General features: G+C 57.1%; 21 protein-coding genes. 4 read left to right on the top strand and 17 right to left on the bottom strand.

All coding sequences use genetic code 11. The features are described 5' to 3' along the window. Positions 1-715: 715 nt before the first annotated feature. The 6 genes from tsaD to PHI30_RS05775 all read right to left on the bottom strand — a co-directional run bounded on the left by tsaD (position 716) and on the right by PHI30_RS05775 (position 7,073). On the bottom strand, positions 716-1,723 hold the full coding sequence (tsaD, locus tag PHI30_RS05800) for a tRNA (adenosine(37)-N6)-threonylcarbamoyltransferase complex transferase subunit TsaD (RefSeq protein ID WP_300025160.1): 1,008 nt from the start codon (positions 1,721-1,723) through the stop codon (positions 716-718). A gap of 19 nt (positions 1,724-1,742) precedes the next feature. Beyond that, a complete protein-coding gene (locus PHI30_RS05795; protein ID WP_300025157.1) occupies positions 1,743-2,336 on the bottom strand; it encodes a GNAT family N-acetyltransferase in 594 nt (197 codons plus the stop codon). Beyond that, a complete protein-coding gene (rimI, locus tag PHI30_RS05790; RefSeq protein ID WP_300025154.1) occupies positions 2,284-2,793 on the bottom strand; it encodes a ribosomal protein S18-alanine N-acetyltransferase in 510 nt (169 codons plus the stop codon). Before rimI ends, PHI30_RS05795 begins: the two co-directional genes overlap by 53 nt. Before the next feature lie 11 nt (positions 2,794-2,804). Continuing rightward, entirely contained in the window at positions 2,805-3,662 is an 858-nt protein-coding gene (locus PHI30_RS05785; RefSeq protein ID WP_300025151.1) for a DMT family transporter, read from the bottom strand. After that, positions 3,659-6,307, bottom strand: a complete 2,649-nt coding sequence (polA, locus tag PHI30_RS05780) for a DNA polymerase I (protein ID WP_300025148.1) — start codon at positions 6,305-6,307, stop codon at positions 3,659-3,661. The genes PHI30_RS05785 and polA overlap by 4 nt, the downstream gene beginning before the upstream one ends. Before the next feature lie 142 nt (positions 6,308-6,449). Beyond that, positions 6,450-7,073 (bottom strand): flavin reductase, encoded by a 624-nt coding sequence (locus PHI30_RS05775; protein WP_300025145.1) that lies wholly within the window; start codon positions 7,071-7,073, stop codon positions 6,450-6,452. Positions 7,074-7,298: 225 nt separating this feature from the next. Between PHI30_RS05775 and ade the strand changes: the two genes are divergently transcribed. Beyond that, positions 7,299-9,023, top strand: a complete 1,725-nt coding sequence (gene ade, locus PHI30_RS05770) for an adenine deaminase (protein ID WP_300025142.1) — start codon at positions 7,299-7,301, stop codon at positions 9,021-9,023. A 226-nt stretch (positions 9,024-9,249) separates the two neighbouring features. Here the strand turns inward: ade and PHI30_RS05765 are convergent, their stop codons facing one another. From PHI30_RS05765 to PHI30_RS05755, 3 genes are all read right to left on the bottom strand, one after another. Then, positions 9,250-9,951: a zf-HC2 domain-containing protein gene (locus PHI30_RS05765; RefSeq protein WP_300025140.1), complete on the bottom strand. Its 702-nt coding sequence runs from the start codon at positions 9,949-9,951 to the stop codon at positions 9,250-9,252. Beyond that, entirely contained in the window at positions 9,948-10,424 is a 477-nt protein-coding gene (locus PHI30_RS05760) for a sigma-70 family RNA polymerase sigma factor (RefSeq protein WP_300025137.1), read from the bottom strand. Before PHI30_RS05760 ends, PHI30_RS05765 begins: the two co-directional genes overlap by 4 nt. Before the next feature lie 174 nt (positions 10,425-10,598). Continuing rightward, positions 10,599-11,126 (bottom strand): cysteine hydrolase family protein, encoded by a 528-nt coding sequence (locus PHI30_RS05755; RefSeq protein WP_300025134.1) that lies wholly within the window; start codon positions 11,124-11,126, stop codon positions 10,599-10,601. A gap of 213 nt (positions 11,127-11,339) precedes the next feature. On the opposite strand from PHI30_RS05755, the gene PHI30_RS05750 reads away from it, so the two are divergent. Next, a complete protein-coding gene (locus tag PHI30_RS05750; protein ID WP_300025131.1) occupies positions 11,340-12,692 on the top strand; it encodes a sodium-dependent transporter in 1,353 nt (450 codons plus the stop codon). 49 nt (positions 12,693-12,741) lie between these two features. Here PHI30_RS05750 and PHI30_RS05745 read toward each other — a convergent pair whose 3' ends face one another. Then, positions 12,742-13,326 (bottom strand): helix-turn-helix domain-containing protein, encoded by a 585-nt coding sequence (locus PHI30_RS05745; RefSeq protein WP_300025129.1) that lies wholly within the window; start codon positions 13,324-13,326, stop codon positions 12,742-12,744. 283 nt (positions 13,327-13,609) lie between these two features. Between PHI30_RS05745 and PHI30_RS05740 the strand changes: the two genes are divergently transcribed. After that, entirely contained in the window at positions 13,610-15,850 is a 2,241-nt protein-coding gene (locus PHI30_RS05740) for a hydratase (protein ID WP_300025126.1), read from the top strand. Between the two features lies 1 nt (position 15,851). Continuing rightward, the gene (locus PHI30_RS05735) at positions 15,852-17,069 is read left to right on the top strand and encodes an NADP-dependent isocitrate dehydrogenase (RefSeq protein ID WP_300025124.1); all 1,218 of its coding nucleotides are present in this window, start codon (positions 15,852-15,854) and stop codon (positions 17,067-17,069) included. Between the two features lie 59 nt (positions 17,070-17,128). Here PHI30_RS05735 and PHI30_RS05730 read toward each other — a convergent pair whose 3' ends face one another. The 7 genes from PHI30_RS05730 to PHI30_RS05700 all read right to left on the bottom strand — a co-directional run bounded on the left by PHI30_RS05730 (position 17,129) and on the right by PHI30_RS05700 (position 24,982). After that, positions 17,129-17,605: an RpiB/LacA/LacB family sugar-phosphate isomerase gene (locus PHI30_RS05730; protein WP_300025122.1), complete on the bottom strand. Its 477-nt coding sequence runs from the start codon at positions 17,603-17,605 to the stop codon at positions 17,129-17,131. Positions 17,606-17,698: 93 nt separating this feature from the next. Beyond that, positions 17,699-18,976 (bottom strand): TRAP transporter large permease, encoded by a 1,278-nt coding sequence (locus PHI30_RS05725; protein WP_300025119.1) that lies wholly within the window; start codon positions 18,974-18,976, stop codon positions 17,699-17,701. Further along, the gene (locus tag PHI30_RS05720) at positions 18,976-19,485 is read right to left on the bottom strand and encodes a TRAP transporter small permease (protein ID WP_300025116.1); all 510 of its coding nucleotides are present in this window, start codon (positions 19,483-19,485) and stop codon (positions 18,976-18,978) included. Before PHI30_RS05720 ends, PHI30_RS05725 begins: the two co-directional genes overlap by 1 nt. Before the next feature lie 71 nt (positions 19,486-19,556). Further along, the gene (locus PHI30_RS05715; protein ID WP_300025114.1) at positions 19,557-20,600 is read right to left on the bottom strand and encodes a TRAP transporter substrate-binding protein; all 1,044 of its coding nucleotides are present in this window, start codon (positions 20,598-20,600) and stop codon (positions 19,557-19,559) included. A gap of 53 nt (positions 20,601-20,653) precedes the next feature. Continuing rightward, the gene (locus tag PHI30_RS05710) at positions 20,654-21,553 is read right to left on the bottom strand and encodes a glycyl-radical enzyme activating protein (RefSeq protein ID WP_300025112.1); all 900 of its coding nucleotides are present in this window, start codon (positions 21,551-21,553) and stop codon (positions 20,654-20,656) included. 15 nt (positions 21,554-21,568) lie between these two features. Continuing rightward, positions 21,569-23,917: a formate C-acetyltransferase/glycerol dehydratase family glycyl radical enzyme gene (locus PHI30_RS05705; protein WP_300025109.1), complete on the bottom strand. Its 2,349-nt coding sequence runs from the start codon at positions 23,915-23,917 to the stop codon at positions 21,569-21,571. A 48-nt stretch (positions 23,918-23,965) separates the two neighbouring features. Beyond that, entirely contained in the window at positions 23,966-24,982 is a 1,017-nt protein-coding gene (locus PHI30_RS05700) for a Gfo/Idh/MocA family oxidoreductase (protein ID WP_300025106.1), read from the bottom strand. Positions 24,983-25,235 lie beyond the last annotated feature (253 nt).

Here is a 25,235-nt window from a genome sequence, read left to right as displayed (position 1 = left end):
ATTACGAGTGAGATGCTCTACCATTGAGCCACATCAGCATATTGGGGGAGATGCTCTCTCTGTTTTTTGAACGCGCGCCAGAGAAGCGCGCAGCAAAGCTCGGCGTTTAGGCTCAAAGCAGATTAGATTGTACCATGCTTTTCCTCCCGCGTCAATAAGGATTTCGAAATCATTTTTTCCTTCTCCCCACTCCGCGCAATACTAATTGTATTATTGCAAGTTTTCATTCAATTTGATTTTGTTTGTTTTGCCGCATTGACAGCTTTTTCGACAAAGTTTCATGTTTTCTCCCCTTCCAAATCTGCCGAATTTCTCGCAATTTTTTGTCTCATTTTTTTTCTTTTTTTCTTATTTTCCCATTTTTTTCTAAGAGATTCCATATTTTTCTATTTACATAAGTATTTTAATAACGTTTCTTTACGGGGAGTTATTCACATTCTCCACAGCTTTTTCCACACGTTGATTTTTCTTCTATTTTCGAGTGTTTCGTCGAAAATGTAATTTTTTTACAGCTGCCGTACCATGCTTTTTTAAAAGCTGCTCCTTCTTTTTTATTTTACATAAAACAAATCTTGTTTTTCTTTTCTCTGTTATCTTTCAATATTTCTTCTTGATTAGTCAAAATCTGCGCCGCTTCTTTTTCCTTCTTTCACAAAAAGCAAGTCGTTTTATTTTTCTTGCAAAAAAAGCAGCTGTTTTCACAGCTGCTTTTTGATCAGTCGGCCAAATCCCGGGTTGCGTAGGCATTCAGTTCCATCCCGGCGGTATGGCCCGCTAAGTACTCGTAATAGCCCTGCGCGCCGATCATGGCGCCGTTGTCTCCGCAAAGCCGCAGCGGCGGCAGATACAGTCTGCATCCCTCTCCGGCGCAGGCGCGCTCCAGATCCCCCCGGATCACGGAATTCGCCGCCACACCGCCGGCCGCCACAATGGTCTTGCGCCCCGTTTCCCGGGCAGCTTCCACCACTCTCGGCACCAGCGTGTCGCTGACGGCCTGCGCAAAGTCCCGGGCAAGGGCGGCCCGGTCCAGTTCCCCTCCCACCTGTTGGGTATGGTGGGCCAGATTCACCACGGCGGTTTTCAGCCCGGAAAAGCTCATGTCCAGCGGTGCGCCGTCCACGCGGGCATGGGGCAGCGTATAGACGCCGCCCTTGGACCCCTGCGCCAGATCATCCAGCGGCTTTCCGCCGGGATAGGGCAGGCCCAGAACGCGGGCCGCCTTATCAAAGCACTCCCCCGCCGCGTCATCCCGGGTAGCGCCAAGGATCTCCATGTCCGTATAGCCCCGCACATCCACGATGAGTGTATTGCCCCCGGAGATGGCAAGCGCCAGAAAGGGCGGCTCCAGCTCCGGAAAAGCCAGATAATTTGCCGCGATATGTCCCCGGACGTGATGGACCGGGATCAGCGGCACGCCGAGGGCAAAGGCCATGGACTTGGCAAAGCTCAGCCCCACCAGCACCGCGCCGATGAGGCCCGGCGCATAGGTCGCCGCCACGGCGTCGATGTCCGAGCGGGTGCAGTTTGCCTCCCGCAGCGCCTGCTCCGTCAGTGCCGTGATGGCCTCCACGTGCTTTCGGGAGGCAATCTCCGGCACCACGCCGCCATACAGGGCATGGATATCCACCTGCGATGCGATGGCGTCGGACAAGACCTTCCGCCCATCCTCCACCACCGCCACTGCGGTCTCGTCACAGGAGGATTCAAATGCCAGAATCTTCATACTCCTTCACTTCTCTTTCTCACTCGTCCCACGGCACCTGGACGCCGGGCTCCGCCGTCGGGTCCCAGGGAATGCGAACGTATTTCGCGTACTTTTCCGGGGAAAACCGATTCTGATAGATAAAGCGGTGCTCCGCCATCAGCACCTCGTCTGCAAGCGGCGCGTCCGCCCAGTACAGCGTTTTATAATGCGCGCCGAACATCTCTGTGTCGTATCCCGCCACCTTGGCGCTGTTGCGGTCATAGAATCCCAGACGCCGCTTTGCCATCACGGGGTCCGGCGCATCCTCCGGGGCCTCGCTCTCCCCCAGAATCACCATGCCCTGTTCCCGTTCCAGCATTTTTTCGATCAGCAGCGCCCCGGTGCCGCCGTTGCGGCAGCGGGGGGACACGCACAGATAGTCCAAAAGCGCCCAACCGGGATGTCCCAGCCACAAAAAGCACTCTCCCACGATCTCGTCGCCGTCAAAAAGGCACCACGGGCGATACCAACCCTCCGCCCACAGTTCCTCAATCGCCCGCAGCGGCTTGAGCTCCGTGGGGGGGAAGGATTCCTTTAAATCAGCCGCGTATACCGTCCTCACCTGCTCCGGCGTCGGCATTCTCAGTTCCATTTTTGAACTCCCTTGTCATAATGATGGCATCCTCCTTGGGATGCTCATAGTAATTTTTGCGCCGTCCCGCACTGCGAAAGCCACGGCTTCCGTAAAGCGCGATGGCGTCGTAATTGGAGGCGCGGACCTCCAGCGTCAAAAAGGCCAGATGGTTGCCCGCCGCAAAATCCAGAAACACCTGCAAAAGCTTTCCGGCGATCCCCTGCTTCCGGCACTCCGGCCGCACTGCCACGTTGGTGATATAGCCCTCGTCCAGCACCACCTGCAGCCCGGCGTAGCCCACCACCCGGCCGCCGTCATCCAGCGCCACCAAAAAGGCGGAGAGATCGTTGTCCAGCTCCTCCGCCAGCATTTTTCTCGACCAGGGCACGGAAAAACAAATCCGTTCCAGCTCCGCCACCTCGTCCAGATGATCCCCGTTCATGGGGACAATGCGCACATGCATCCGCGTATCCATCAAGCTCCTCCTTATGTTTCGTCAGCCGCGGTGCGGCTATACAGCACAACGCCCAAAATTACCACCGCGCCGCCCAGCAGCACCATAGTGCCGGGACGCTCTCCGAAAAGCAGCAGCCCCCAAAGGGAGGCAAACACGCAGTCCAGCAGCCGCATGGTGGAAATGAAGGACGGTGGCAAAAACTTTAGCCCCCAGCTGAAGATGCTGTGCCCCAGCAGCGTGCAGCAAACCGCCATTCCCAGCGCGGTCCAGAGATTCACCGCCGCGTAGCCAAAAAGCGCCGTCCCGCTCCCCAATGCCAGCAAAAGCACCGTCGCCCCTGCAACGCCATAGACAAGATACGTATAGACGGGGGTGCTGACCGTCCTGCGGCACACGGAGCCGATCAGCGTATAAACGCCGATGCACATGGCGGAGAGCACCGCCAGCGCGTCCCCCCAGAGCGTTCCCCCGCCGCCGGTGGTATCCGCCAGCGCCACCGCCACCGCCCCGGCAAAGGCCAGCAAAATCGCGGCCCACGCCTTTCCGGAAAGCCGCCTGTGGAACAGCAGCACCGTGCTCAGCGCCACAAACAGCACCTCCATGTCCACCAGCACGGTGGCGGAGGCGATGGAGGTGGTTTTCACCGCCTCAAAAAACGTGGAAAAATGAGCGCCCAGCGCAACCCCGCTGGCGATGCACAGCGCCAGCGTCCGCCGGGGCAGCGCGGCAAACTCTCCCCGGTGGCGCCATGCCGTGGGCGTCAGCAGCAGCACGGAAAACGCCATCCGGTACAAAACCAGGATCAGGGACGGCGCCGTGGAATAGCGGACAAACACAGAGGAAAGGGACCCGCCCACAACGCCCAGCAAAACGATAAGCTGCTTCATTCCTTTGCCTCCAGCCAGTTTTTGCCCCAGTGGGCCTGGGCCGTCAGCGGAACGGACAGGGAGACCACGTGCTCCATCTCCTCCGCCAGAAGCTTTGCCGCCTTCTCCGCCTCCCCCTCCGGGCACTCCACGATCAGTTCGTCGTGGACCTGAAGCACCAGATGGGCTGCCATCTTTTCTTTTTGCAGGCGGTTTCGCACCGCCACCATGGCAAGCTTCATCACATCCGCCGCCGTGCCCTGAATGGGCATGTTCAGCGCCACCCGCTCCCCGAAGGAGCGGAGATTGAAATTGGAGGATTTCAGCTCCGGCAGCTCCCGCCGCCGGTGGAGCATCGTCTCCACAAAGCCTGTCTCCCGGGCCTTTTCCACCACGGCGTCCATATACCGGCGCACATCAGGGAAGGTGGCGAAATACGCCTCCATATAGTCCTTGGCCTCCGCCACGGAAACGCCGATGTCCTGACTGAGGGAGAAGGCGGAGATGCCGTACACAATGCCAAAGTTCACCGCCTTGGCCCGCCGGCGCATCTCATGGGTCACCTCGTCGGGGGCCACGTGGAACACCTGCGCCGCGGTGGCGGTGTGGATGTCCTGTCCCGAGGTGAAGGCGGCGCGCATGGCGTCGTCCCCGGAGATGTGGGCCAGCAGCCGCAGCTCGATCTGGGAATAGTCCGCGTCCACCAGCACGCAGCCCTCCTCCGGCACGAACATCCGCCGAATCTCGCTGCCAAGGTCCGTGCGGGTGGGGATATTCTGGAGATTCGGCTCCGTGGAGGAAAGGCGTCCCGTGGCGGTCACCGTCATCTGGAAGCTGGTGCGCACTCTCCCGTCGGGGCACAGCGCCTTTAGTAGGCCGTCGGCATACGTGGATTTGAGCTTTGCGTACTGGCGGTACTCCAAAACCGCATCCACGATGGGCGCTTCATAGCGCAGCTTTTCCAGCACGTCCACATTGGTGGACCAGCCGGTCTTGGTCTTTTTCCCGTGGGGCAGGCCCAGCTTTCCAAACAGGATCTCCCCCAGCTGCTTGGGGGAGTTGAGATTGAAGCGCTCCCCCGCCAGATCCCAGACCTTCGTCTCCAGCACCGCGCTGCGCCCTGCCAAATCCTCGCCAAAGTCCGTCAGCGCCCGGGCGTCCACCCGGCAGCCGGCCACTTCCATCTCCGCAAGCACCCGGCAAAGGGGCAGCTCCGCCGTTTGGTAAAGCTCCTCCATGCCTTGCATTTGCAGTTTTTTGGCAAGCATTTCGTAAAGCGCGTCTACCGCTGCGGCGTAGCTATCAAGAGATGCTTCCGCTGCCGCCGTGTCCCCCAGCAGAGAAAAGGCGTCCCGGTCCTGAAAGAGGGGCTTTGGCAGCTCCGTATTAAAGTAGGCGACGAACAGCCGGGACAAATCGTAGCTCCCCGCCGTGGCGTCCAGCAGATAGGCCGCCAGCGCCGTGTCGAACACGAACCCGTCGGTCGGCAGACCGTTTTCCAGCAGCAGACGCATCAGGTCCTTGACGTTGTGGGAGACCTTGCGGATGTCCGCAGAAAAGAGCGCCTTCAAAAGGGCGTTCCAGTCCCCCTGATACTTTTCAAAAAACAGCTCCGCCGTCACACCGGTATTCTCCCCCGTCTCGCAGACCACCGAAACGCCGGAGAGGTCCGCCAGCGCCAGAAGGGACACATGGTCCGCCGAGCGCCAAAGGGTCAGCAGCTCCGATGCCTCGTCGGGCGCTGTGACGCAGCGGACGGTGACGGTGAAATCAGACTGCTTCGCAGGCGGCGCTTCCGCCGCCGTCAGGCCGAATTTTTCGATGAGCTTGGTAAACTCCAGCTGTAAAAACAGCGGATAGGCCGCCTGCCCCGGCTTTTGCAAACGGTTTTCCTCCGGCTCAAAGGGCAGGGGCACGTCGGTGGCGATGGTGGCCAGCCAGTAGGAGTGGCGGGCGTTTTCCTCCCCCGCCTGCAATTTTTTCAGCGCGGCGGGCTTGGCCTCCACCGCCTCCAAGTTGGCATAGAGCGCCTCCACGCTCTCATATCTCTGGATGAGGTCCATGGCGGTCTTTTCCCCGATCCCCGGCACGCCGGGGATGTTGTCGGAGGCATCCCCCATGAGGGCCTTGAGGTCGATCATATGGATGGGCGCGAAGCCATACTGCTCCCGGAACGCCTCCTCCGTCATGTCCTTGGTGGTGGTCTGTCCCATGCGGGTGGACACCAGCTTCACCTTCGTGCGCTCCGTGATGAGCTGGAGACTGTCCTTGTCTCCCGTCACCACCACGCACTCCCAGCCCGCCGCCTCGCACCGGCGGGAGATGGTGCCGATGAGATCGTCAGCCTCCCACCCCTCCAGCTCGTAGCGGGGGATGTTCAGCGCGTCCAGCACGTCCTTCAAAACCGGCACCTGCATCCGCAGCTCCTCCGGCATGGGCTTGCGGGTGGCCTTATAGGTCTCGTCCGCCTGGTGGCGGAAGGTGGGCGCGTGCAGATCGAAGGCAACGCACACCGCATCCGGCGATTCCTCCCCTTCCAGACGCAAAAGCGTGGTGAGAAAGCCGAAAATCGCGTGGGTATAGAGTCCGTCCCGCGTGGAGAGCGGCCGGATTCCGTAATAGGCCCGGTTGATGATGCTGTTGCCGTCGATGACCATAAGTTTCATGGGCGCGCCTCCTGGAATTCATTTCATAGGTTTTTTTAGTATACCCCATTCCTGTCGATTCCGCAACGAAAAAAGCACCGGGAGTCCCCTCCCGGCGCTTTTGCGGTCCAATGCACTCAAACGTCCCGCGGCGTTTGCCGCTTCACTCCTGCCTGACAAATTTCCCCGCTGGCGCCCGACAGATGGGACACACATAATCCGGCGGCAGCGTCTCGCTTTCATAGATATACCCGCACACCGTGCAGCGAAAGCCATTGCCCTCCATGGCCCGGTATACCGTGGCGCTGGGCGGCGTGGCCTTGCCCCGGCCGGTAAACGCCTTGAGGGTAAGGACCGGGCCGTCCGAAAGCGTCTCCGCCTCCTCGGCCTGTCCCACAAAAAGCACATAGTTGCCGATCTCCAGCCGGTCCACCACCTTGCAGGAGATCCGGGCCACCATATCCTCCGTCAGGTACGGATTCCCGTTCCCGTCCGTCTCCACAGTCCGTCCGTCAAATTTGTCCGTCACCCGGCCAGAACGATACCCAAAGACACTTACAACCTCTGCCGCAGCGTCTGCCGCCAGCAGCGTCACGCAGAAGCTGCCCGCCGCCTGAACCGTTTTACAGGTCTCGTGGTCCCGATTCACCGCCACAATAAATTTGGGTGGGAAGGAGCTGGTCACCTGATGGAAGGAGTTCACAATGCAGCCGTGGCGCTTGCCCTCCGCCGCCGCGGAAAGCAGGCACAGGGAATAATCCAGTTTTTCATACGCTTTCGAGTTCATGGCAGTCATCCTTTCCGGTCATTTCTTTTATTTATATTGTTATCATACCAAAGTTTTCCCTTTTCTTTCGTGGCAAATACCACAGCGCCTGATAAAATATTTATTCTCACCTGTGGACAAACGGATTCCTTTGGCGTATACTTTGCCTAACATCAATCATTATGTTTGTTTATGTCTATCATAATCATAATTAATATTTAAAAATTTAATAGAAGGAGTGATTCTATGTCTGAGAGCTACGCGGGGAAGATCAACCGAAAACTGCTGAAAAAGCGGCGCATCATCAATGCGGCCGCCGGTCGGGAGAAAGCGGATCTGGTACTGAAAAACGCCACATACGTGAATGTGTTTTCCAACGAGCTTTGCCGGGGCGATATTGCCGTGGCGGAGGGACTGATCGTCGGCATCGGACAGTACGCCGGGATCACGGAGCAGGACATGACGGGGAAACTCGTTCTGCCCGGCTTTCTGGACGCCCACATCCATCTGGAAAGCTCTCTGGTCAGTCCCACGGAGTTTGTGAAGGCGGTCCTGCCCCACGGCACCACCACGGTGGTCACGGACCCCCACGAGATTGCCAACGTCATGGGGACGGACGGCATTGAGTATATGCTCCAGGCCACGGAGGGGCTGCCGGTGGATGTGCGGTTCATGCTGCCCTCCTGCGTCCCGGCAACGCCCTTGGACGAATCCGGCGCGGTGCTGGATTACCGGGCCATCGATTCCTTCTACGAGCACCCCCGGGTGCAGGGTCTTGCGGAAATGATGAACTTTGTGGGCATCATCGCCGGGGACGATCAGCCGGTGGAAAAGATCGTGGCGGCGCAGGCGCACCACAAAAAGATCGACGGCCACGCGCCGGATTTGCAGGGCAACGACCTCAACGCCTACATTGCCGCCGGGGTCTACTCCGACCACGAGTGTCACGACCTGCGTGACGCCAAGGCCAAGCTGGAGCGGGGGCAGTTCATCATGATCCGGGAGGGCACCGCCGCCCGGAATCTGGAGGCTTTGGCGCCGCTGCTGTGCGAGAAATACGCCGAGCGGTGCATGTTCTGCACCGACGACAAGCATCCAAACGACCTTCTGGAAAAGGGCCACATCGACTACATCGTCAAACGGGCCATTTCGCTGGGCGTGGACCCCATCGTGGCGGTGAAGGTGGCCTGCCACAACGCCGCCCGGTACTTCCTTTTGAATAACCGGGGCGCCATTGCCCCGGGTTATCTTGGCGACTTTGTGGTCATTGACAATTTTGAAAACTTCCAGATTGAGAAGGTCTATAAAAAAGGCGAGCTGATGGTGGAAAACGGCGTCGTGCGCGCTTTCCCCCAGCCGCCCATCGAGCAATATCTGGTGGACCGGGCCCACAGCACCTTCCATGTGGGCACACTCACCGCGGAGGATTTTACGGAGCACCGCCCCCGGGGCATCATCGGCATGGTGGATGGCGAAATCACCACGGTGGACGCCGGGTACTCCGACCGCATCGATGTGGAATACGACATTTTGAAGATCGCCGTGGTGGAGCGCCACAAGAACACCCGTCACATCGGCATCGGCTTTTTGCAGGGCTACGGCCTGAAATCTGGCGCCGTGGCCACCAGCATCTCTCACGACTCCCACAACATCATTGTGGTGGGGACCAACGAAGCGGACATGGCCGCCGCCGTCAACCGGGTGGTCGCCCTGAACGGCGGCATCGTGGTCTGGGACGGCGGCAAGTCCTTGGCAGAGGTCCCGCTGTCCATTGCCGGCATCATGAGCGACGAGCCGCTGGTCCTTGTGAACGAGAAGCTGGAGTCTGCGAAGGAAAAAGCCTTTACGCTTGGCGTCAGCCGAGGAATTGACCCCTTTATGACGCTGAGCTTCATGGCGCTGCCGGTCATTCCCTCCCTGCGCATCACGACCCGAGGCGTGTTCGACGTCAGCACCCAAAGCTACGTGTAAACCACACCCAAAGCTACGTGTAAACCACAAAGGACCGCTCCTGTGGCCACTGTCATTGAGAGAAACTTTGAGCGCGCATGAAAACGTACCCACCCCATTCCAAACGGGGTGGGTACGTTTGACGTTATGATTGCAAGGTTCATCCTGTTTTATGCGGATCGTTCAAGACTGTGCGCAAAATTTTGTTCCCATAAAGCGGGAATAAAGCTATCTGATCAACCGGAATTTACCCTGCGGAGCTGCCACGCATCAGCTGCCGCTCATAAGCTTCACTTGCCGGCGGCAGCTCCATTCCCTCTTCCCACACCAAGGCTCCCTCGCCCACAGGACCTACATAGATTTGGGTAACGTTCTCCGAAAGGAAAATAACGGGATATTTAGAATCTTCATTCTCGCCCCCCGGCTGGGAAAACACATAAAACTGATCAAATCCACCTACATCATATTTACGCGTTGTTTCAAACAGGGAATGCATGGGCGTAATATAGAAAGAGCCGTCCTCCGTTGTGGTGAATTTTGAAAAATATAGATTTTTGTTGTCATTTACGAAAAGATTGAAGTAGATGCTTCCGTCGGAAAGCTGAGAGAGCTCCGTGACCTCCAGAACATCCGCGGACACCGGAATGCACTTCCACTGGGTGATCCCGTAATACGCGCCAAACAAATCGGCGCATACAAGGACGGCAATCAGGGTACCTTTCAAAAACGACTGCTTTTTGCTTTTTTTCCATGCGGAGCCAATCGCTTTTAACGGCGCGGTATCATTGATGGCGGCGCTTTCGGCAGGCTCCTCCATTTCGGCGAGAATCTTTGCGCATGCGCCGCACTCCCTCAGGTGCTCCTCCACCATGGCACGGCTCTCCGGGCTGCAAACATGGTCGTGGTACAGCGGAAGCAAATCTTCAATGACACGGCAAGGCAGTTTCATGACAAATCCTCCTTCATTTTTAATCTGGCGCGGTGGTAAGTGACTCTGGCCCAGCTCTCCGTTTTTCCGAACAATTCCGCGATTTGGGCAAAGGACAATTCTCCGAAAAGGCGCAAGGAAAACACCTCTTTGTAAGGCTCCGCCAAGGTATGCAGGCGTTTGTGGAGTTCAAAGGCCTCCGCTTTTTTTATTTGATCTTCTTCAGGGCCAGCCGCAGAGGCAAGCCGCTCCAAATCCGCATCGGTTTCCGTGCGCTGTCCTTTTTTATAAACTGAAAAATATGTATTTTTTGCAATCTGGCACAGCCACACATACAGCTTGCATGTTCCGTCAAAACTGTCGATGCCTTTCAGCGCTTTAAAAAATGTTTCCTGTGTCAGTTCTTCTGCAAGCATCTCGTTTTTACATAAGGACAGGGCGTATCTGTATACATCTTTAAAGTAAAGATTGTACACTTCTTCAAATTCAGCCACTTTCTCACCTCCCTTTCCTACATAAGACTCATCAATCCGCAATTCGTTACAAAGATTCAAAATCTGCCGAACGGGTTGGCACGGATGCGGCACAGCCGCTAAGGGATAGAGGTCCTTCCTCTACCCCTTAGCGGCTGTTTCACTGCATGACATCGGCCTGAGGCCGGTCTTTTTTTACGCGTTCTCCACGGTGATCTGGCACATCTTCATGGCCGATAGCGCCGTGGCGTGACTTTCCGGCGTGACGCCGGCGCAGCAGGCGGCGTCCACGCAGACCTCCGCTTCCGGCAAAAACGCCTTCACCAGCAGCGCGTTGGAAATCACGCAGATATCCGTGCAAAGCCCGATAAGCGTCACCTTTTCCACCCGCTCCGCCCGGTCGGCCTCCCGCAAAATTTCGCCAAGATTTGCGCTCCCAAAGGTGGGCTTGTCCACAACCGCCGCCCCCGCCGCGCAGTCCGCGAGTTCAGAGACGATCTCCCAGCCCCACGTCCCCTCCACGCAGTGGGGCACCGGCAAGTTGCGCCCCTCCTGCGTCTTTCGGTAATCCGCCCCGTGGGTATCCCGGGTGAATACCAGCCGCTCAGTGGAGGACTCCGCGATCCGCCGCGCCACACGGGGTACGATTCTCGCCGCTTCCGCCGTCCCCAGCGCGCCGCTCACAAAGTCATTTTGCATATCCACAACGATCAAATAGTTCATGGGTCCCGTCTCCTCTTTTCTGACAAAATTATCACTTTTTCTTATGTTAGTATTGTATATTCACCGGAAGAATGGGGAGTAAACCGGTTGACTTTCCATTTTTTGTCCGTTACCATAAGAAACATCCCAGGGTAAGGAATTGGAAGCGGCGCGAAACCGTTCTCTTTTTCGCTCTTTGGGCATGTTTGAGGAAAAGAGAAGGAGTCGCATTTTATGAAACGAGAGAACTTTCAATCCCGGCTGGGATTTCTGCTGGTGAGCGCAGGGTGCGCCATCGGCATCGGAAACGTCTGGAAATTCCCCTACGTCACCGGTCAAAACGGCGGCGGCGTATTTGTCCTTTTTTATCTGCTGTTTTTAATTATTATGGGCGTCCCGGTGCTCACCATGGAGCTGGCCGTGGGCCGCGCCAGCCGCAAAAGTGCCGTGCAGGGCTATCAGGCGCTGGAAAAGCCCGGTTCCAAGTGGCATATCCACGGCTGGTTCTGCGTGATCGGCTGCTACCTTTTAATGATGTATTATACCACGGTCTCCGGCTGGATGCTGGGTTATTTCTTTAAATTTCTCTCGGGCACCTTTTCGGGCCTTTCCGGCGACGCCGTGGGCGGTGTGTTTGGCGCCATGCTCTCCTCTCCCGGCGAGATGGCAGGCTGGATGGTTTTGACGGTGGTGGCGGGCTTTGCCGTTTGCAGCTTCGGTCTGCAAAGGGGCTTGGAGCGCATCACCAAATGGATGATGCTGGGCCTGTTGGGTCTCATCGTGATTCTGGCCGTCCACAGTCTGGTGCTGCCCGGCGCTTTGGAAGGCGCCAAATTTTACCTGCTGCCGGACTTCCAGCGCGCGGCGGAGGTCGGCCTCGGCAAGGTCATCACCGCCGCCATGAATCAGTCCTTCTTCACCCTGAGCCTCGGCATCGCGGCGATGGAGATTTTCGGCAGCTACATGTCCCGAGAGCACAGTCTCACTGGGGAGGCCGTGCGCATCTGCTGCCTGGACACCTTCGTGGCGCTAATGGCGGGCCTCATCATCTTCCCGGCCTGCTTCTCCTTCGGCGTACAGCCGGACGCCGGCCCCTCCCTGATCTTCATCACCCTGCCGCAGGTGTTTGTGAACATGGCAGGCGGGCGTGTGTGGGGCGCGCTGTTCTTCCTGTTCATGACGTTTGCCAGCTTCTCCACGGTCATTGCCGTGTTTGAAAACCTGCTGGCCAGCTGCATCGACAACTTCGGTTGGACCCGCAAGAAGGCCGTTGTCGTCAACTGCGTGTTCGTCCTCATCGCCAGCCTTCCCTGCCTGCTGGGCTACAACGTGTGGAGCGGCATCCATCCCCTCCCCGGCAAGGACATGCTGGACAGCGAGGACTTCCTTGTGAGTAACCTCCTGCTGCCCATCGGCTCTCTGGTGTACCTGCTCTTTTGCGTTACCAAGTGGGGCTGGGGCTTTGAGAACTACCTGAAAGAAGCCAATACCGGCAAGGGGCTGAAAATGCCCAAGTGCCTGAAACCCTATTTCCAGTTCGTACTCCCCGTTTTGATTTTGGTCATTTTGATTCAGGGCCTTCTTTAAACTATAAAGGAGAGGACAGCCGCTTGGCTGTCCTCTCCTTTTTTCTTCTTCACATCCGCACGCGGAAAAGGCCGTGGCGGTTGCAGTAGGCATACAGATACCCCTGTCCCCGGATGAAAAACCGTGTCTGGGCGTCCTGCTCGGGGTAAAGCCGCACGATTTGGGCGCGGTCGCTGGTGACAAAGGCCAAAAATGTCACGGAGTGGCTCTTTTCCATGGGATGGTCCACCGTCACGTACCACTCGTTTTCCACCACTTCCGCGTGGATGGCATGGGCCTCGTCCGGCTCCTCCGCCTCCAGTGGCGGAAGGCTGACGCCGCAGCAGGAGAAAGCGCCCTCCCCCGTACACCAGATCACGTTGCCGCAGACCGGACACACATAGAATTTGCTGCGCAGCACGTTGGCGGAGCGGTTTGCGTTTTTCACGCACTCTCCCGAAAGCAGCTCGGCCACGGAAACGCCCAGTGCGCCGGAGATCGGTTCCAGCAGCGAAATGTCGGGAAGCCCCCGGCCCGTCTCCCATTTTGATACCGTTTTATCGCTGACGCAGAGTGTTTCGGCAAGCTGTCTCTGGGTCAGCTTCTTCTTTTCCCGCAGCTCCCGGATGGCGGTGCCTGTTACATAATGATTCATGTTTCGCTCTCCTCAATTTCTCTGTGGTTTCGTTATGTTTAGAATACCCTTTTGCCGGACTTTGCGCAACCTACGTTCCGCAGAGTCCCTCTCCGGCGCGAAGCGCGTTGCGGCGAAGCGGCAAAACCAACGGGATTTTCCCCCTTCTTTCTTGGTAAGTATTCCAAATTTGCAAGTTGAACTCTCTTTTCCTGCAAAATGACTTTCCAAGAGGAAGAATCTGTGTTATATTGTTGGGCAAGAAAAGTCCGGCCCCGGGCCGGGATTGCAGGAGGTTTCCCCTATGATCACTCTCCACGACGACGGTGTGTTTTTGGTGGACGGCGCGCTCTGCGCCGCTGCCCCCATTTCTCCGGAGGAAGGGCGGCGGCGGACGATGGCGTGGAACATTCTCCAGTCCCACAACGTCTCCCACGACCCCGAACAGCTGCACATCCGCTTTGACGCCATGGTGTCTCATGACATCACCTATGTCGGTATCATCCAGCAGGCCCGCTCCTCCGGCCTGAAGGAGTTCCCGCTGCCCTACGCACTGACGAACTGCCACAACAGCCTTTGCGCCGTGGGCGGCACCATCAACGAGGACGACCACGTGTTCGGCCTTTCCGCCGCCAAAAAATACGGCGGCATCTACGTCCCCGCAAACCAGAGCGTGATCCACTCCTATGCAAGAGAGCAGCTCGCCGGCTGCGGAAAGATGATTCTCGGCTCCGACTCCCACACGCGCTACGGCGCTTTGGGCACCATGGCTGTGGGCGAGGGCGGACCGGAGCTTTGCAAACAGCTGCTGAAAAACACGTGGGACGTCAAGTACCCCAAAGTGGTGCTGGTCTATCTCACCGGCGCGCCGAAGCGGGGCGTCGGCCCCCACGACGTGGCAATCGCGCTGGTGAAGGCCACCTTTGAAAGCGGGTTTGCCAACAACTGCGTGCTGGAATTTGCCGGTCCCGGCATCGCGGACCTGCCCATCGATTTCCGCAACGGCATCGACGTCATGACCACCGAGACCACCTGTCTTTCCTCCATCTGGGAAACGGACGCCGTGACGGAGGATTTCTACAAGACCCATCACCGTGCCGGGGAATTCGCGCCGCTGCGGCCCGGAGACGGCGCGTACTACGACCGGTACATCGAGCTGGACCTCTCCCGGGTGGAGTCCATGATCGCCCTCCCCTTCCACCCCTCCAACGCCTGGACCATCCACGAATTCCTGGAAAACGCGCCGGAGATCCTGGCCCAGGTGGAAGCCGACGCCCGCGCCCGCTTCCCCAAGGCCCACGTGAAGCTGGCGGACAAAATCCACGACGGCGGCGTTTGGGCCGATCAGGGCGTGATCGCCGGCTGCGCCGGCGGCCTGTTCGACAACATCACGGAATCCGCGGATATCCTCCGGGGCGGCAGCTGCGGCAACGGATACTTCTCGCTGGACGTCTATCCCACCAGCGTGCCCGTGAGTCTGGAGCTGACGAAAACCGGCGCCACGGCGGACCTGCTCTCGTGCGGCGCGCTGATGAAGCCCAGCTTCTGCGGTCCCTGCTTTGGCGCGGGAGACGTGCCCGCCAACAATGGCCTCAGTCTCCGGCACACCACCCGCAACTTCCCCAACCGGGAAGGCTCCAAGCCCGCCGAGGGGCAGTTTGCCGGGGTCTGTTTGATGGACGCCCGGTCCATCGCGGCAACGGCGCGCAATGGCGGTAAAATCACCGCCGCCACCGACGTGGCGTATGCCCCGGTCCACCGCCCCTACCACTTCGATCAGGGCGTTTACGACCGGCGGGTCTACAACGGTTTTGGGAAGCCGGAACGGGACGCGGAGCTGATTTTGGGGCCAAACATCACCGACTGGCCCAAGGTAGCGCCCCTCAGCGAAAACCTGCTGGTGGAGCTGGCGGCGGTGCTGCGTGACCCTGTTACCACAACGGACGAGCTGATCCCCTCCGGTGAGACCTCCTCTTACCGCTCCAATCCCCTGCGTCTGGCGGAATTCACCCTCTCCCGCCGGGACGCGGCCTATGTGGGCCGGGCCAAGGCGGCGGCCGCACTGGAAGCACAGCGCCTGTCCGGCGGCGCACCGGAAGCGCTGAAGGGCCTTTTGGACCGGGTGGGCGACGGCGCGGCTCTGCTTCGCAGTACCCAGTTCGGCTCCTGCGTATTCGCCAACAAGCCCGGCGACGGCTCCGCCCGGGAGCAGGCGGCCTCCTGCCAGAAGGTGCTGGGTGGCTTTGCCAACATCTGCTACGAATTTGCCACAAAGCGCTATCGCTCCAACTGCATCAACTGGGGCATCCTGCCCTTCACCATCGACCAGAGTTCCCCCTTCCCATACGGCCCTGGCGACTGCGTGTTCGTTCCCGGAATTCGGCAGGCCATTGCCTCCGGCGCGGAGGATATTCCCGCCACGGTCCTTCAAAAAGACGGCACGACAGTGCCGCTGCTGCTCCACGTAAAGGGCCTGACCGACGACGAAAAGCAGATCATTCTGGACGGCTGCCTCATGAATTACTACGCAAAGAGGACGAATTGACATGGAAAAAATTCAAATGACCACCCCGCTGGTGGAGATGGACGGCGACGAGATGACCCGCGTTTTGTGGGCCATGATCAAGGAAAAGCTGCTGCTCCCCTTCGTGGACTTGAAAACGGAATATTACGATCTGGGCCTGCTGCACCGGAACGAGACGCGCGATCAGGTGACGGTGGACGCCGCCAACGCCGCCAAACGGCTGGGAGTTGCTGTGAAGTGTGCAACCATTACACCGAACCAGCAGCGCATGAAAGAGTATCCCGTGCTGACGGAAATGTGGAAATCCCCCAACGGCACCATCCGCTCCATTTTGGACGGCACGGTGTTCCGCGCCCCCATCTGCATCGACGCGGTGAAGCCGGTGGTGAAGAACTGGAAGCGCCCCATCACCATTGCCCGCCATGCCTACGGCGACGTTTACAAGGCGGTGGATCTGGAGACCGGGGAGCCGGGCACCGCCACCTTGACCTTCACCGGCGAAAGCGGCGAAAGCAAGACCCTCACCGTGCAGCATGTGGACGGACCCGCCGTGTGGCAGGCCGCCCACAACAAGGAAGCTTCCATCCGCTCCTTCGCCCGTTCCTGCTTCCAGTACGCCATCGACACCCGGCAGGACCTGTGGTTTTCCACCAAGGACACCATCGCCAAGGTCTATGACGGCGTTTTCAAGCGGATTTTTGAAGAGGAATTTGAGGCCTCTTACCAAGCGCGCTTCAAGGAATTGGGCATCTCCTATTTCTACACCCTCATCGACGACGCCGTGGCCCGAGTCATCCGCAGCGAGGGCGGGTATATCTGGGCGTGCAAGAACTATGACGGCGACGTGATGAGCGACATGGTCTCCACCGCCTTCGGCTCCCTCGCCATGATGACCAGCGTGCTGGTATCGCCGGACGGCACCACGGAGTTTGAAGCCGCCCACGGCACCGTCACCCGCCACTACTACCGCTACCTGAACGGCGAGGTGACCTCCACCAATCCCATGGCCACCATTTTCGCCTGGTCCGGCGCGCTGAAAAAGCGGGGCGCGCTGGACGGATTGAAAGACCTCACCGCCTTTGGCGAAACGCTGGAGCGCGCCTGCTTTGAAACGCTGAACGCGGGCGTGATGACAAAGGACCTGGCGGAGTTGGCGGAACCCGGCTTCCACGCCACCGCCGTCAACAGCGAGGAATTTTTGGACGCGGTAGCCGCCCGCTTAAAAGCGGCGCTGAAATAAAATCAGGACCACCCGTTATACGGGTGGTCCTGACTTTATTTTGTGGTTTCTCCACGGACTTATTTGAAATTTTCCGCTTCTATTTGCTGTAAGCGGGCGAAAAGACCTCCCACAAAGTTTGCCCGCTCCGGCTCGAAACCGCCGCAAAAGCCTGCCTCCAGCCATGCGTCCACCATTTCGCAGGCATTTGCCGGGGCAATGACGCGCCCGCCCATGGCCAGCACGTTGGCGTGATTGAGCACGGCAGACTTGGGAGCCGTAAAAAGGCTCTCACAGGCCACGCAATAAATACCTTTGAATTTATTGGCCAAAACGCTGACGCCTCCGCCGGTGCCGCACATCACGACTCCGCGCTGGCAGGAACCGTTTTGCACCGCCCTGGCCACGTTTGCCGCGGCGTCCACGTAGACGACCGTGTCCTCCGCCGTTTGCTGGCCCACGTCGATCACCTCATGGCCCAGTTGAACGAGGTGCGCCTTGACCTCCTCCTTGAGAGAAAAACCCGCGAAATCCGAAGCGATTGCAAGCTTCATCATACGATCAATCCTTCCTTTTACCTTTTCGTTTGGCACATTCTGCGCTAAACACAGCCGTTTGATTTACAGACTCAACTCAACCCTGTAACGTGCTCAGGCAAACATCGTTACCAGCGTCGGGCAGAAAACAACGATCATCAAAACCACGAAGAAGCAGCCAAGATACGGAAGCTCGCCCTTGCTGATCTCTCCCATGGGCAGTCCGGTGAATGTGCTGCACGCAAAGATGTTGTTGGCGACGGGCGGGGTCATGCAGCCCATCACATTGGTCATGGTCACAATCATACCAAGATGCAGCGGATGGATGCCGACGGCAAGCGCGATGGGCAGAAAAAGCGGAATCAGCATGGTTACCGTGGCAATGCCCTCCAGGAAAAAGCCGAAGATCAGCAGTACCACCGTAATGATCAGCAGCACCGGGTAATACCCAAGGCCCGCCTCCTGCACAGTGGAGACGATCCAGCCGGAAATACCGCTGACTGTAAACAGCCAGGAGAACACGGTGGAGGTTCCCATAATAAACAGAATAACGGAGCAGGACACTGCGGAGGTCTTAAAAATTTTCAGCAGATCTCTCCATTTCAGGGTTTTGTAAATGAACACAGCAACTCCCAGTGAGTAAAACACAGAAACCGCACCGGCCTCCGTGGCGGTAAACAGTCCGGAATAAATGCCGCCCAGGACAAGGACCGGCATTAAAAGTGCCAGAATCGAGTGCTTGAAGGAGCGCAGGACCTTTTTAATTGTAAATTTTTCTTCGGCAATGGGCCACGCATATTTTCTGGACATTACCCAGGAAATGAGGCACATGGCGATAACCAAAAGCGCGCCAACCACAAAACCGGCAGAAAACAGGCTGGCAATGTTGGTCTGTGTGATGGTGCAGTACACGACCATGATGATGCTGGGCGGAATAATGGGCCCCAGGCCTCCGGCCACGGACACCAGTCCGGCCACCTGATACTTGGGGTATCCGCGCTTTACCATTTCAGGATACATCATGCTTCCGATTGCAACCACGGTTGCGGGGCCGGAGCCGGAGAGCGCGGCAAAGAACGCGCAGGCCAAAATCACCACAAGCGCCAAGCCGCCGCGGATATTACCAACCAACGACTCGCAAAATTCGATCAGCCGTTTTGAAATGCCACCCTCCGACATGATGTTGCCGCCGAGGATAAACAGCGGGATCGCCATAATCGAAAACGAATTCAGCGCGTTAAAAATCTTCTGGCTGACCACCGTCAGCGGATAACCCAATACAATTAAACAGACCGTGCTGGCAATACCAAGGCAATAAGAAACCGGCACCTTTAAAATCATCAGCACCACAAAAAGTCCGAATAAGAGCAGGGCAAGCGTTCCTGTTGACATCACAAGCTGCCTCCTTCGTCTTTTGCGTCTCCGCTTTCTCTCTTTCGAAGCAGCGTGTGGACAAGCTCCCACACCTCATAGGCCGCCATGAGCAGCAGGCTCAACGGAAGAATCAGATAAACCGCCCACATGGGCCAGTCCATTGCGCTGGAAAGCTGTCCGTTTCGATAGGTCGTTATGACGAACTGAATGGCATAAAACCCGGAAACACCTGCAAACGCAGCGCTGATAAGGCAGCCGAAGCATTCAACGATTTTCTTAGGCATGAACGGAAGGTGATTCACAACTGCATCAACGCTCATCTGCTTTCCCTGCCGCAATCCGATTTCGGAGCCAAGCAGCGCCATCCAGACCATCGCAAAACGAGACAGCTCTTCCGTCCAGCTCAGGGGAATTTTGAAAATATTACGATTCACTACCTGAAAAAAGCATCCGCAGGCCATCACAATGAAGCAGATCACACAAATGATTGATTCAAAGTCGGACAAGAATTTCATTATTTTTTTCATGTGTAAGGCTCCCATCCCTATCACGCCATGGTGTGCCCCCACGCGGCAGACACACCATGGCGCGTATGCTTTTATCCCTTCGTATCCTCAATTGTCTTCATGACAGCGGGGTCCAGCTTGTCGCTGTAACTGCTGTACACGCTTTGCACCGCTTCTTTTAGCTCATCACGGTTCAGATCGATGAACTCGATTCCCTTATCTTTCAGCGTGGAAACCGCGTCCGTGTTCTGCTGTTCCATCAGATCTCTCTGGAATGTGACGCTGTTCGTGGCCGCAGCCGTGACAATTTCCTGCTGCTCAGGCGTCATAGCCTGATAGACGCTGTCGGAGATCATGATCACGCAGAAGCCGAAGAAGTGGCCCGTGTTGATGATGTAAGGGCAGACCTCATACATGGACTGGTTCACAACATAGGAATAGCAGTTTTCTGCGGCATCAATGGTGCCCTGAGAGAGCGACGTGTAGACCTCAGAGGAGGACATCGGGGTAGGCAGACAGCCCAGCGCCTCGAAGGTCGCTGTGTGCAGGTCGGACTGCATGGTCCGAATCTTCAGGCCCTTCAGATCACTGATGGAGCGAATGGCCTTGGTGGTGTAAATATTACGGAACCCGGTGTCATACCAGCCCAGGATTCTGATTCCCTGCTGATTCAGGCAGGCCTCGGCAATGGTATTGCCGACCTCGCCATCCACCACGGCGTGGGCGTGATCCGCATCGCGGAAGATAAACGGCGCATCCACATAGTAAAACTCTGGGACAAACGCGGAGACGGCCGCAGTGGACGCAAACACACACTCGATGGTGCCCAGCTGCATTCCTTCAATGGTATCCGTTGCATTGCCCAGTGCCGCGTCTCCATACAGCTCCACGGCAATCGAACCGTTGGACTTTTCTTCTACTTCCTTCTTGAATTCTTCCAGCGCAATGTAGTAAGAGGAAGTCGTTGTGTCATCACAGGCGAACTTCAAAACAATCTGCTTGCCGCTCTGCGCACCGGCGTCACTTCCGCCGGAATCCGCCGGAGCCGTGCTGCCGGCGGAACTGCCGGACCCACCGCAGGCCGCAAGGCTGAGCGCCATTCCCAATGCCAGAATCAAAGAAATCAGTTTTTTCATGTCGAATCCTCCCAAATTTATTGATCAGGCTTGTGATTGCCTAATTCATTTCTCTAACCAACCGTCACATCCAGTGAAAGCTGCCGTAAAATCTCCATGCGCCCCTCCAGCTCCTGCGCCGTCAGCGGCGTCCGATCCTTTGGCGCTCGGTTCAGGAAGCATTTCCCGTATTTGGGAACGCCCAGCCTGTGAAAGTTCAAAAGCTCTACCTTGCGAATCCCACAGCCGGCAATCAATTGACCGATTGCAAGGACCTCGTCCAGATCTGTGTTAAAGCCGGGAATCATGGGGATGCGGGCAATGATGTTCCCGCCGTTTTCCGCCAGCTTTCTAATGTTCCCAAGCAAAATTTTTGCATCGCCCCCCGTCTCCGCCTTCAGCTTTTGCGCATTGGTGTGTTTCACATCGCACAAATAGGTGTCGATATACGGCATGGTGCGCCGGATCTGCTCCCAGCCGCAGGCGCTGCAGGTTTCCATGGCGGTGTTCAGGCCCTCCTCCCTGCACTTTTGCAAAAGTTCCATCAGGAAGTCGATCTGCACCACCGCTTCACCGCCGGAAATGGTAATGCCCCCTTGTGAGTGCCCATAAAACACAGCGTCTCTTTTGACAATTCGGACAATCTCATCTGCTGTATAGCGCTTTCCCACCATCGTCAGCGCCGTGGAACAACACGCCGCCGCGCAGGTAAGGTCCCGGCAGGTCAAACACTTTGAAAGATCGATTTGATATGCGGGACTGGTCTGAATCGCCCCGGACGGACAATCGAGCGCGCAGCGCCCACAGTGGATGCACTTTTGCGCGTCGTACATGGGCTGGGGGTGCGTACTCTGCGATTCCGGGTTGCTGCACCAATCGCAGTGCAGCGGACACCCCTTAAAAAACACATTGGTCCGGATGCCCTCCCCGTCATGTACGGAAAAGCGCTGAATATCAAATATAATGCCGTTCATCGTATGTACCTGCCCTTAGCAGCAAGCGTGCTGGGTCCGCTCAATAATATCATTTTGGAGCACCACATCCAGCGTTGTGAAAAGCACGCTGAAGCCGGCGACGCGAACCACCAGATCGCTGTATTTTTCCGGATGCTTCTGCGCGTCCCGCAGCACTTCGCTGTCCACCACGTTGTACTGCACGTGCTGGGCGCCAAGGTTAAAAAAGGCGTCCGTCAGCGCACACAGATTCTGGAGTCCCTTTTCTCCCTGCACTGTGGAAGGATGGAATTTCACATTTAAAAGCGCTCCGTTGGTGGCTTCAAAATGGTTCAGCTTCGCCACGGACAGCATCTCTGCCGTGGGACCGCAGACGTCGCGCCCCTGCGCCGGAGATACGCCGCCGTCGGAAACCAGCATCTCTTTTGTGCGTCCGTCCGGCGTGGCTCCCAGACTGCCCACAAACAGCGCGTGGGCGGAAATGCTTTGCAGTCCCGGCTGGAAGGATGCGCTGCGATACCCGGTATACCGCTTGAAGTCCCTGCAATAGTCCTCGCCGCAAATTCTTGTCATGAGATCGGCCTCGTCGTCGTCATTGCCGTATTTAGGCACATTGTGCAAAAATTCCTGACGCACCGTCTCGTACCCATGAAAATTACAGCGAAGCATCTTTCGCATCTCCTCCATGGAATACTTGTGATTTTCAAATACTTTTTTCTTGATGACCAGCATGGAATCGCCCAGATTGGCCAGCCCCACCGCGTTGGGAGAGGTGTAGTTATAGTGGGCGCCCCCGCAACGGATGTCTTTTCCACGTTCAATGCAGTCCTCTACAAAGCAGGACACCAGCGGGGTGGGACACATCGCGCTGTGGGCATACTCAACGGCATTGACGCAAAACGCGTGAAGATCCATGATGTAGCGCTGTTCCTTCCGGTAGGCGTTATAAAAATCATGGAAGTCCTCAAACGCTTCGCCCACGGGAATTCCGATCTTCTTACCGCTGACGGGGTCCTCGCCGTTGAAAATGGCCAATTCCAAAACCTTGCACAGATTTGTAAAGCCTGTGGAGTACATGCCCTCCATTTTTCCGGCCACATGCGGTTCCACACAGCCCACCTCGCAGTAGTTGCGGGCCTCCTCCAGTGAACAGCCGATGTTGCGCAGAATGGGAATGATGGCCTCATCGTTGAAATATGCCGGCATACCGATCCCCGCCCGGGCGACCTCGGCAGCGGAGCGTTTCATAGACTCTGGCGTACCTTTGTGCCATCTCATGGAAAGGGACGGTTGAGACAGCTTCAATTCCGCCGTGACCTTGCAGCAAAGCAGGGACACCGCGTTGGTCACGTCGCGGCCGTCGGCGTCCATGCCGCCCACAATCAGATTTTGAAACATGGGATACCCGCCAAACGCCAAGGAGCCTGTATAGTCCCGCAGCTTGCTGATCTCCGCAAATTTGACCCACAGGCAGCCAAGGAGCTCCTCCTCCCGCTGGGGGGAAATGCCGCGCTCCATATCGGCGTTGTAGCTCCGAATGGTATATTGATCAAACCGCCCGGGCGACATGCTGTGCCCGTTGGACTCGATTTGCAGGCAAAGATGCAGGAACCAGAAGCTTTGCAGGGCCTCCTGAAACGTCTCTGCCCTTTGGCGGGGAACCTTACGGCATACCCGCGCAATTTCCAGCAGTTCTGCCCTGCGGGGTTCCTCTGATGCAGCCGCCTTCTGCTCCGCCAAAGCCGCAAACCGCTCGGCAAACGCGATCAGGGCGTTGCATACGATCAGGCAGGAGTCGTAGAAGATTCCCCGCTCCAGGTCCGCCGCGTTTTCCGGGCGGCAGTGCGCCTTTTTTTCCGTCAGCTCATCAATGAGATACTCCAGCCCCCGATCAATCAGCTTTTCATATTGCACGCTGATGTGACCAAGGCCGCAGGAAAGCGGCGAGAGCAAAAACGCCTGACAGGCCATGGCCTCCTTCGCCTCGTCCGGGATCACGCTGAGCGCCCGCTCCTTCACGGTCCTGCCCTTCCACTTGGGAAGCACTTCTTTGAGCACAGCCTTGTTTTCTGCCGATAGCTTGTACTTGCTGGAACGCCGCATTTCAAATTGGTCCAGTTCCCGCATGATCCAGTCCACTGAGAACTCCGGAAAAACAGGCGTTCCTTTTGCCATGCTGGCCTGATTGCCCACGATCAGCTCGTCGTCCGCAATCCAGATCGACATTTCTCTCAAAATCTTTTCAAGGGTCCTGGCCCGCAGAAGCGCTGCGGGAAGATCCTGAAACTGCTCGTACGCCTCCGTCACGATTCGCGCGCGCTCACTGCAAATTTCCGGGGTCTGCGCCAAATTCTTTTGCCGCAGACGCCGCAGACGATCATTCATACTTGGCTCACTCCTTCTTCTCCACCGTGTATCCGGTCCGACTTTTTGTCAAAGCGTTTTAAGCCCATTCTTACACGCAGTCCATTGCTTTACCGCGGCGTCGGTAATTTTCAGGGAACGCATTGCTGATTCCAAGGTGCTGTGGCAAACTCCGCAGCCTCTCAGCTCGTCTACAATATCCTGAATCTGCTCCGTGCCGATGTTCGGGTTGACCGGGGGACAGATTTGGCGGATGCCATCCGGCGTTTCAATGGTGATGGGTTCCGTGTTCTTTCCGTACTGGAACGTCACCGTGCCCCTGTCCCCAAAAATGAGAATCTGATCCAGTTCCCGCCAGGCCGCATAACACCAAAGGCCGCTCACCATGACGCCCGTTTCCGTCAGCATTGAGAGCGATACCACATCCTCTCCCTGATAGCACCCGGTCTCGTTGGAAATCTCCAGCTTAAAATCCGCCGCCGCACCTACCAAATAATCGATCAGATCCAGCATGTGAATATCCGCCTCAAAGAAATAACTGCCGCCGGAAATCGTGCTGCGGACTCGCCACGGCTTTTCTTCCTCTGGCAGGCGTTCCTCCCTCGTCAGCATCTGCGTGCGAAGAATCTGCACGCCCCGCACCTTGCCGATGACGCCCTCGTTCAGCAATCTGCGCAGCTCCTTATACCGGCCCATTCCGCGGCGATAATGTGCGACATAAATTTTTGTGCCGCTGGCTTGAAACGCTTCCCGGATCTCCTCTGCTTCCTCATAGGAAAGCGCAATTGGCTTTTCAAGATAGCAGTGCTTTCCCGCCTCTGCGCAGGCGATGGCATACTTTTTGTGGCAATTCGGCGTCGTTGCAACATATACAATGTCAATCTGGGGATCGGCAAGAAGCGCTTCGGCACTGTCATAGACTTTGCCTGCCCCATGCCGCTTCACCCAATCCTCCGCCCGCGCTTCGGTTCGGTTTGCAACGCCTGCCAGAGTGGAATGCGATGCGCGGTAAAGCCCCGGGCCGTTCTTTTCTTCCGTAACGTCGCCGCAGCCGATCATTCCCCAGCGAACCATATCATCCGTCATGATGTAGGCACTCCTTTATGTTGTATGTTAAGTTTTACCCCGTTTTTTTGCACTAGGCCAGACGCGCCCATCGGGAGTTTGCGAGAGTCTCAATTTCTGAACCAGTCACGCCCGTTTGTCAAGTTACACAATTGAATCGAATTTATTTTTTGTTTCGTTGTCGCTTTAGCATAATCGAATCTGTAAATTTTGCATAGAGTCTTATTCTGTGATTCTACGCATTTTTTGCGTTTTTGGGGAAGAACCTTCAGAT

It is taken from the genome of Oscillibacter sp. (assembly GCF_028693505.1).
In the GTDB taxonomy this organism is placed as follows: domain Bacteria; phylum Bacillota; class Clostridia; order Oscillospirales; family Oscillospiraceae; genus Oscillibacter.
The sequence above is the reverse complement of the archived record's forward strand: the minus strand, read 5'-3'. Positions and strand labels throughout refer to the sequence as shown.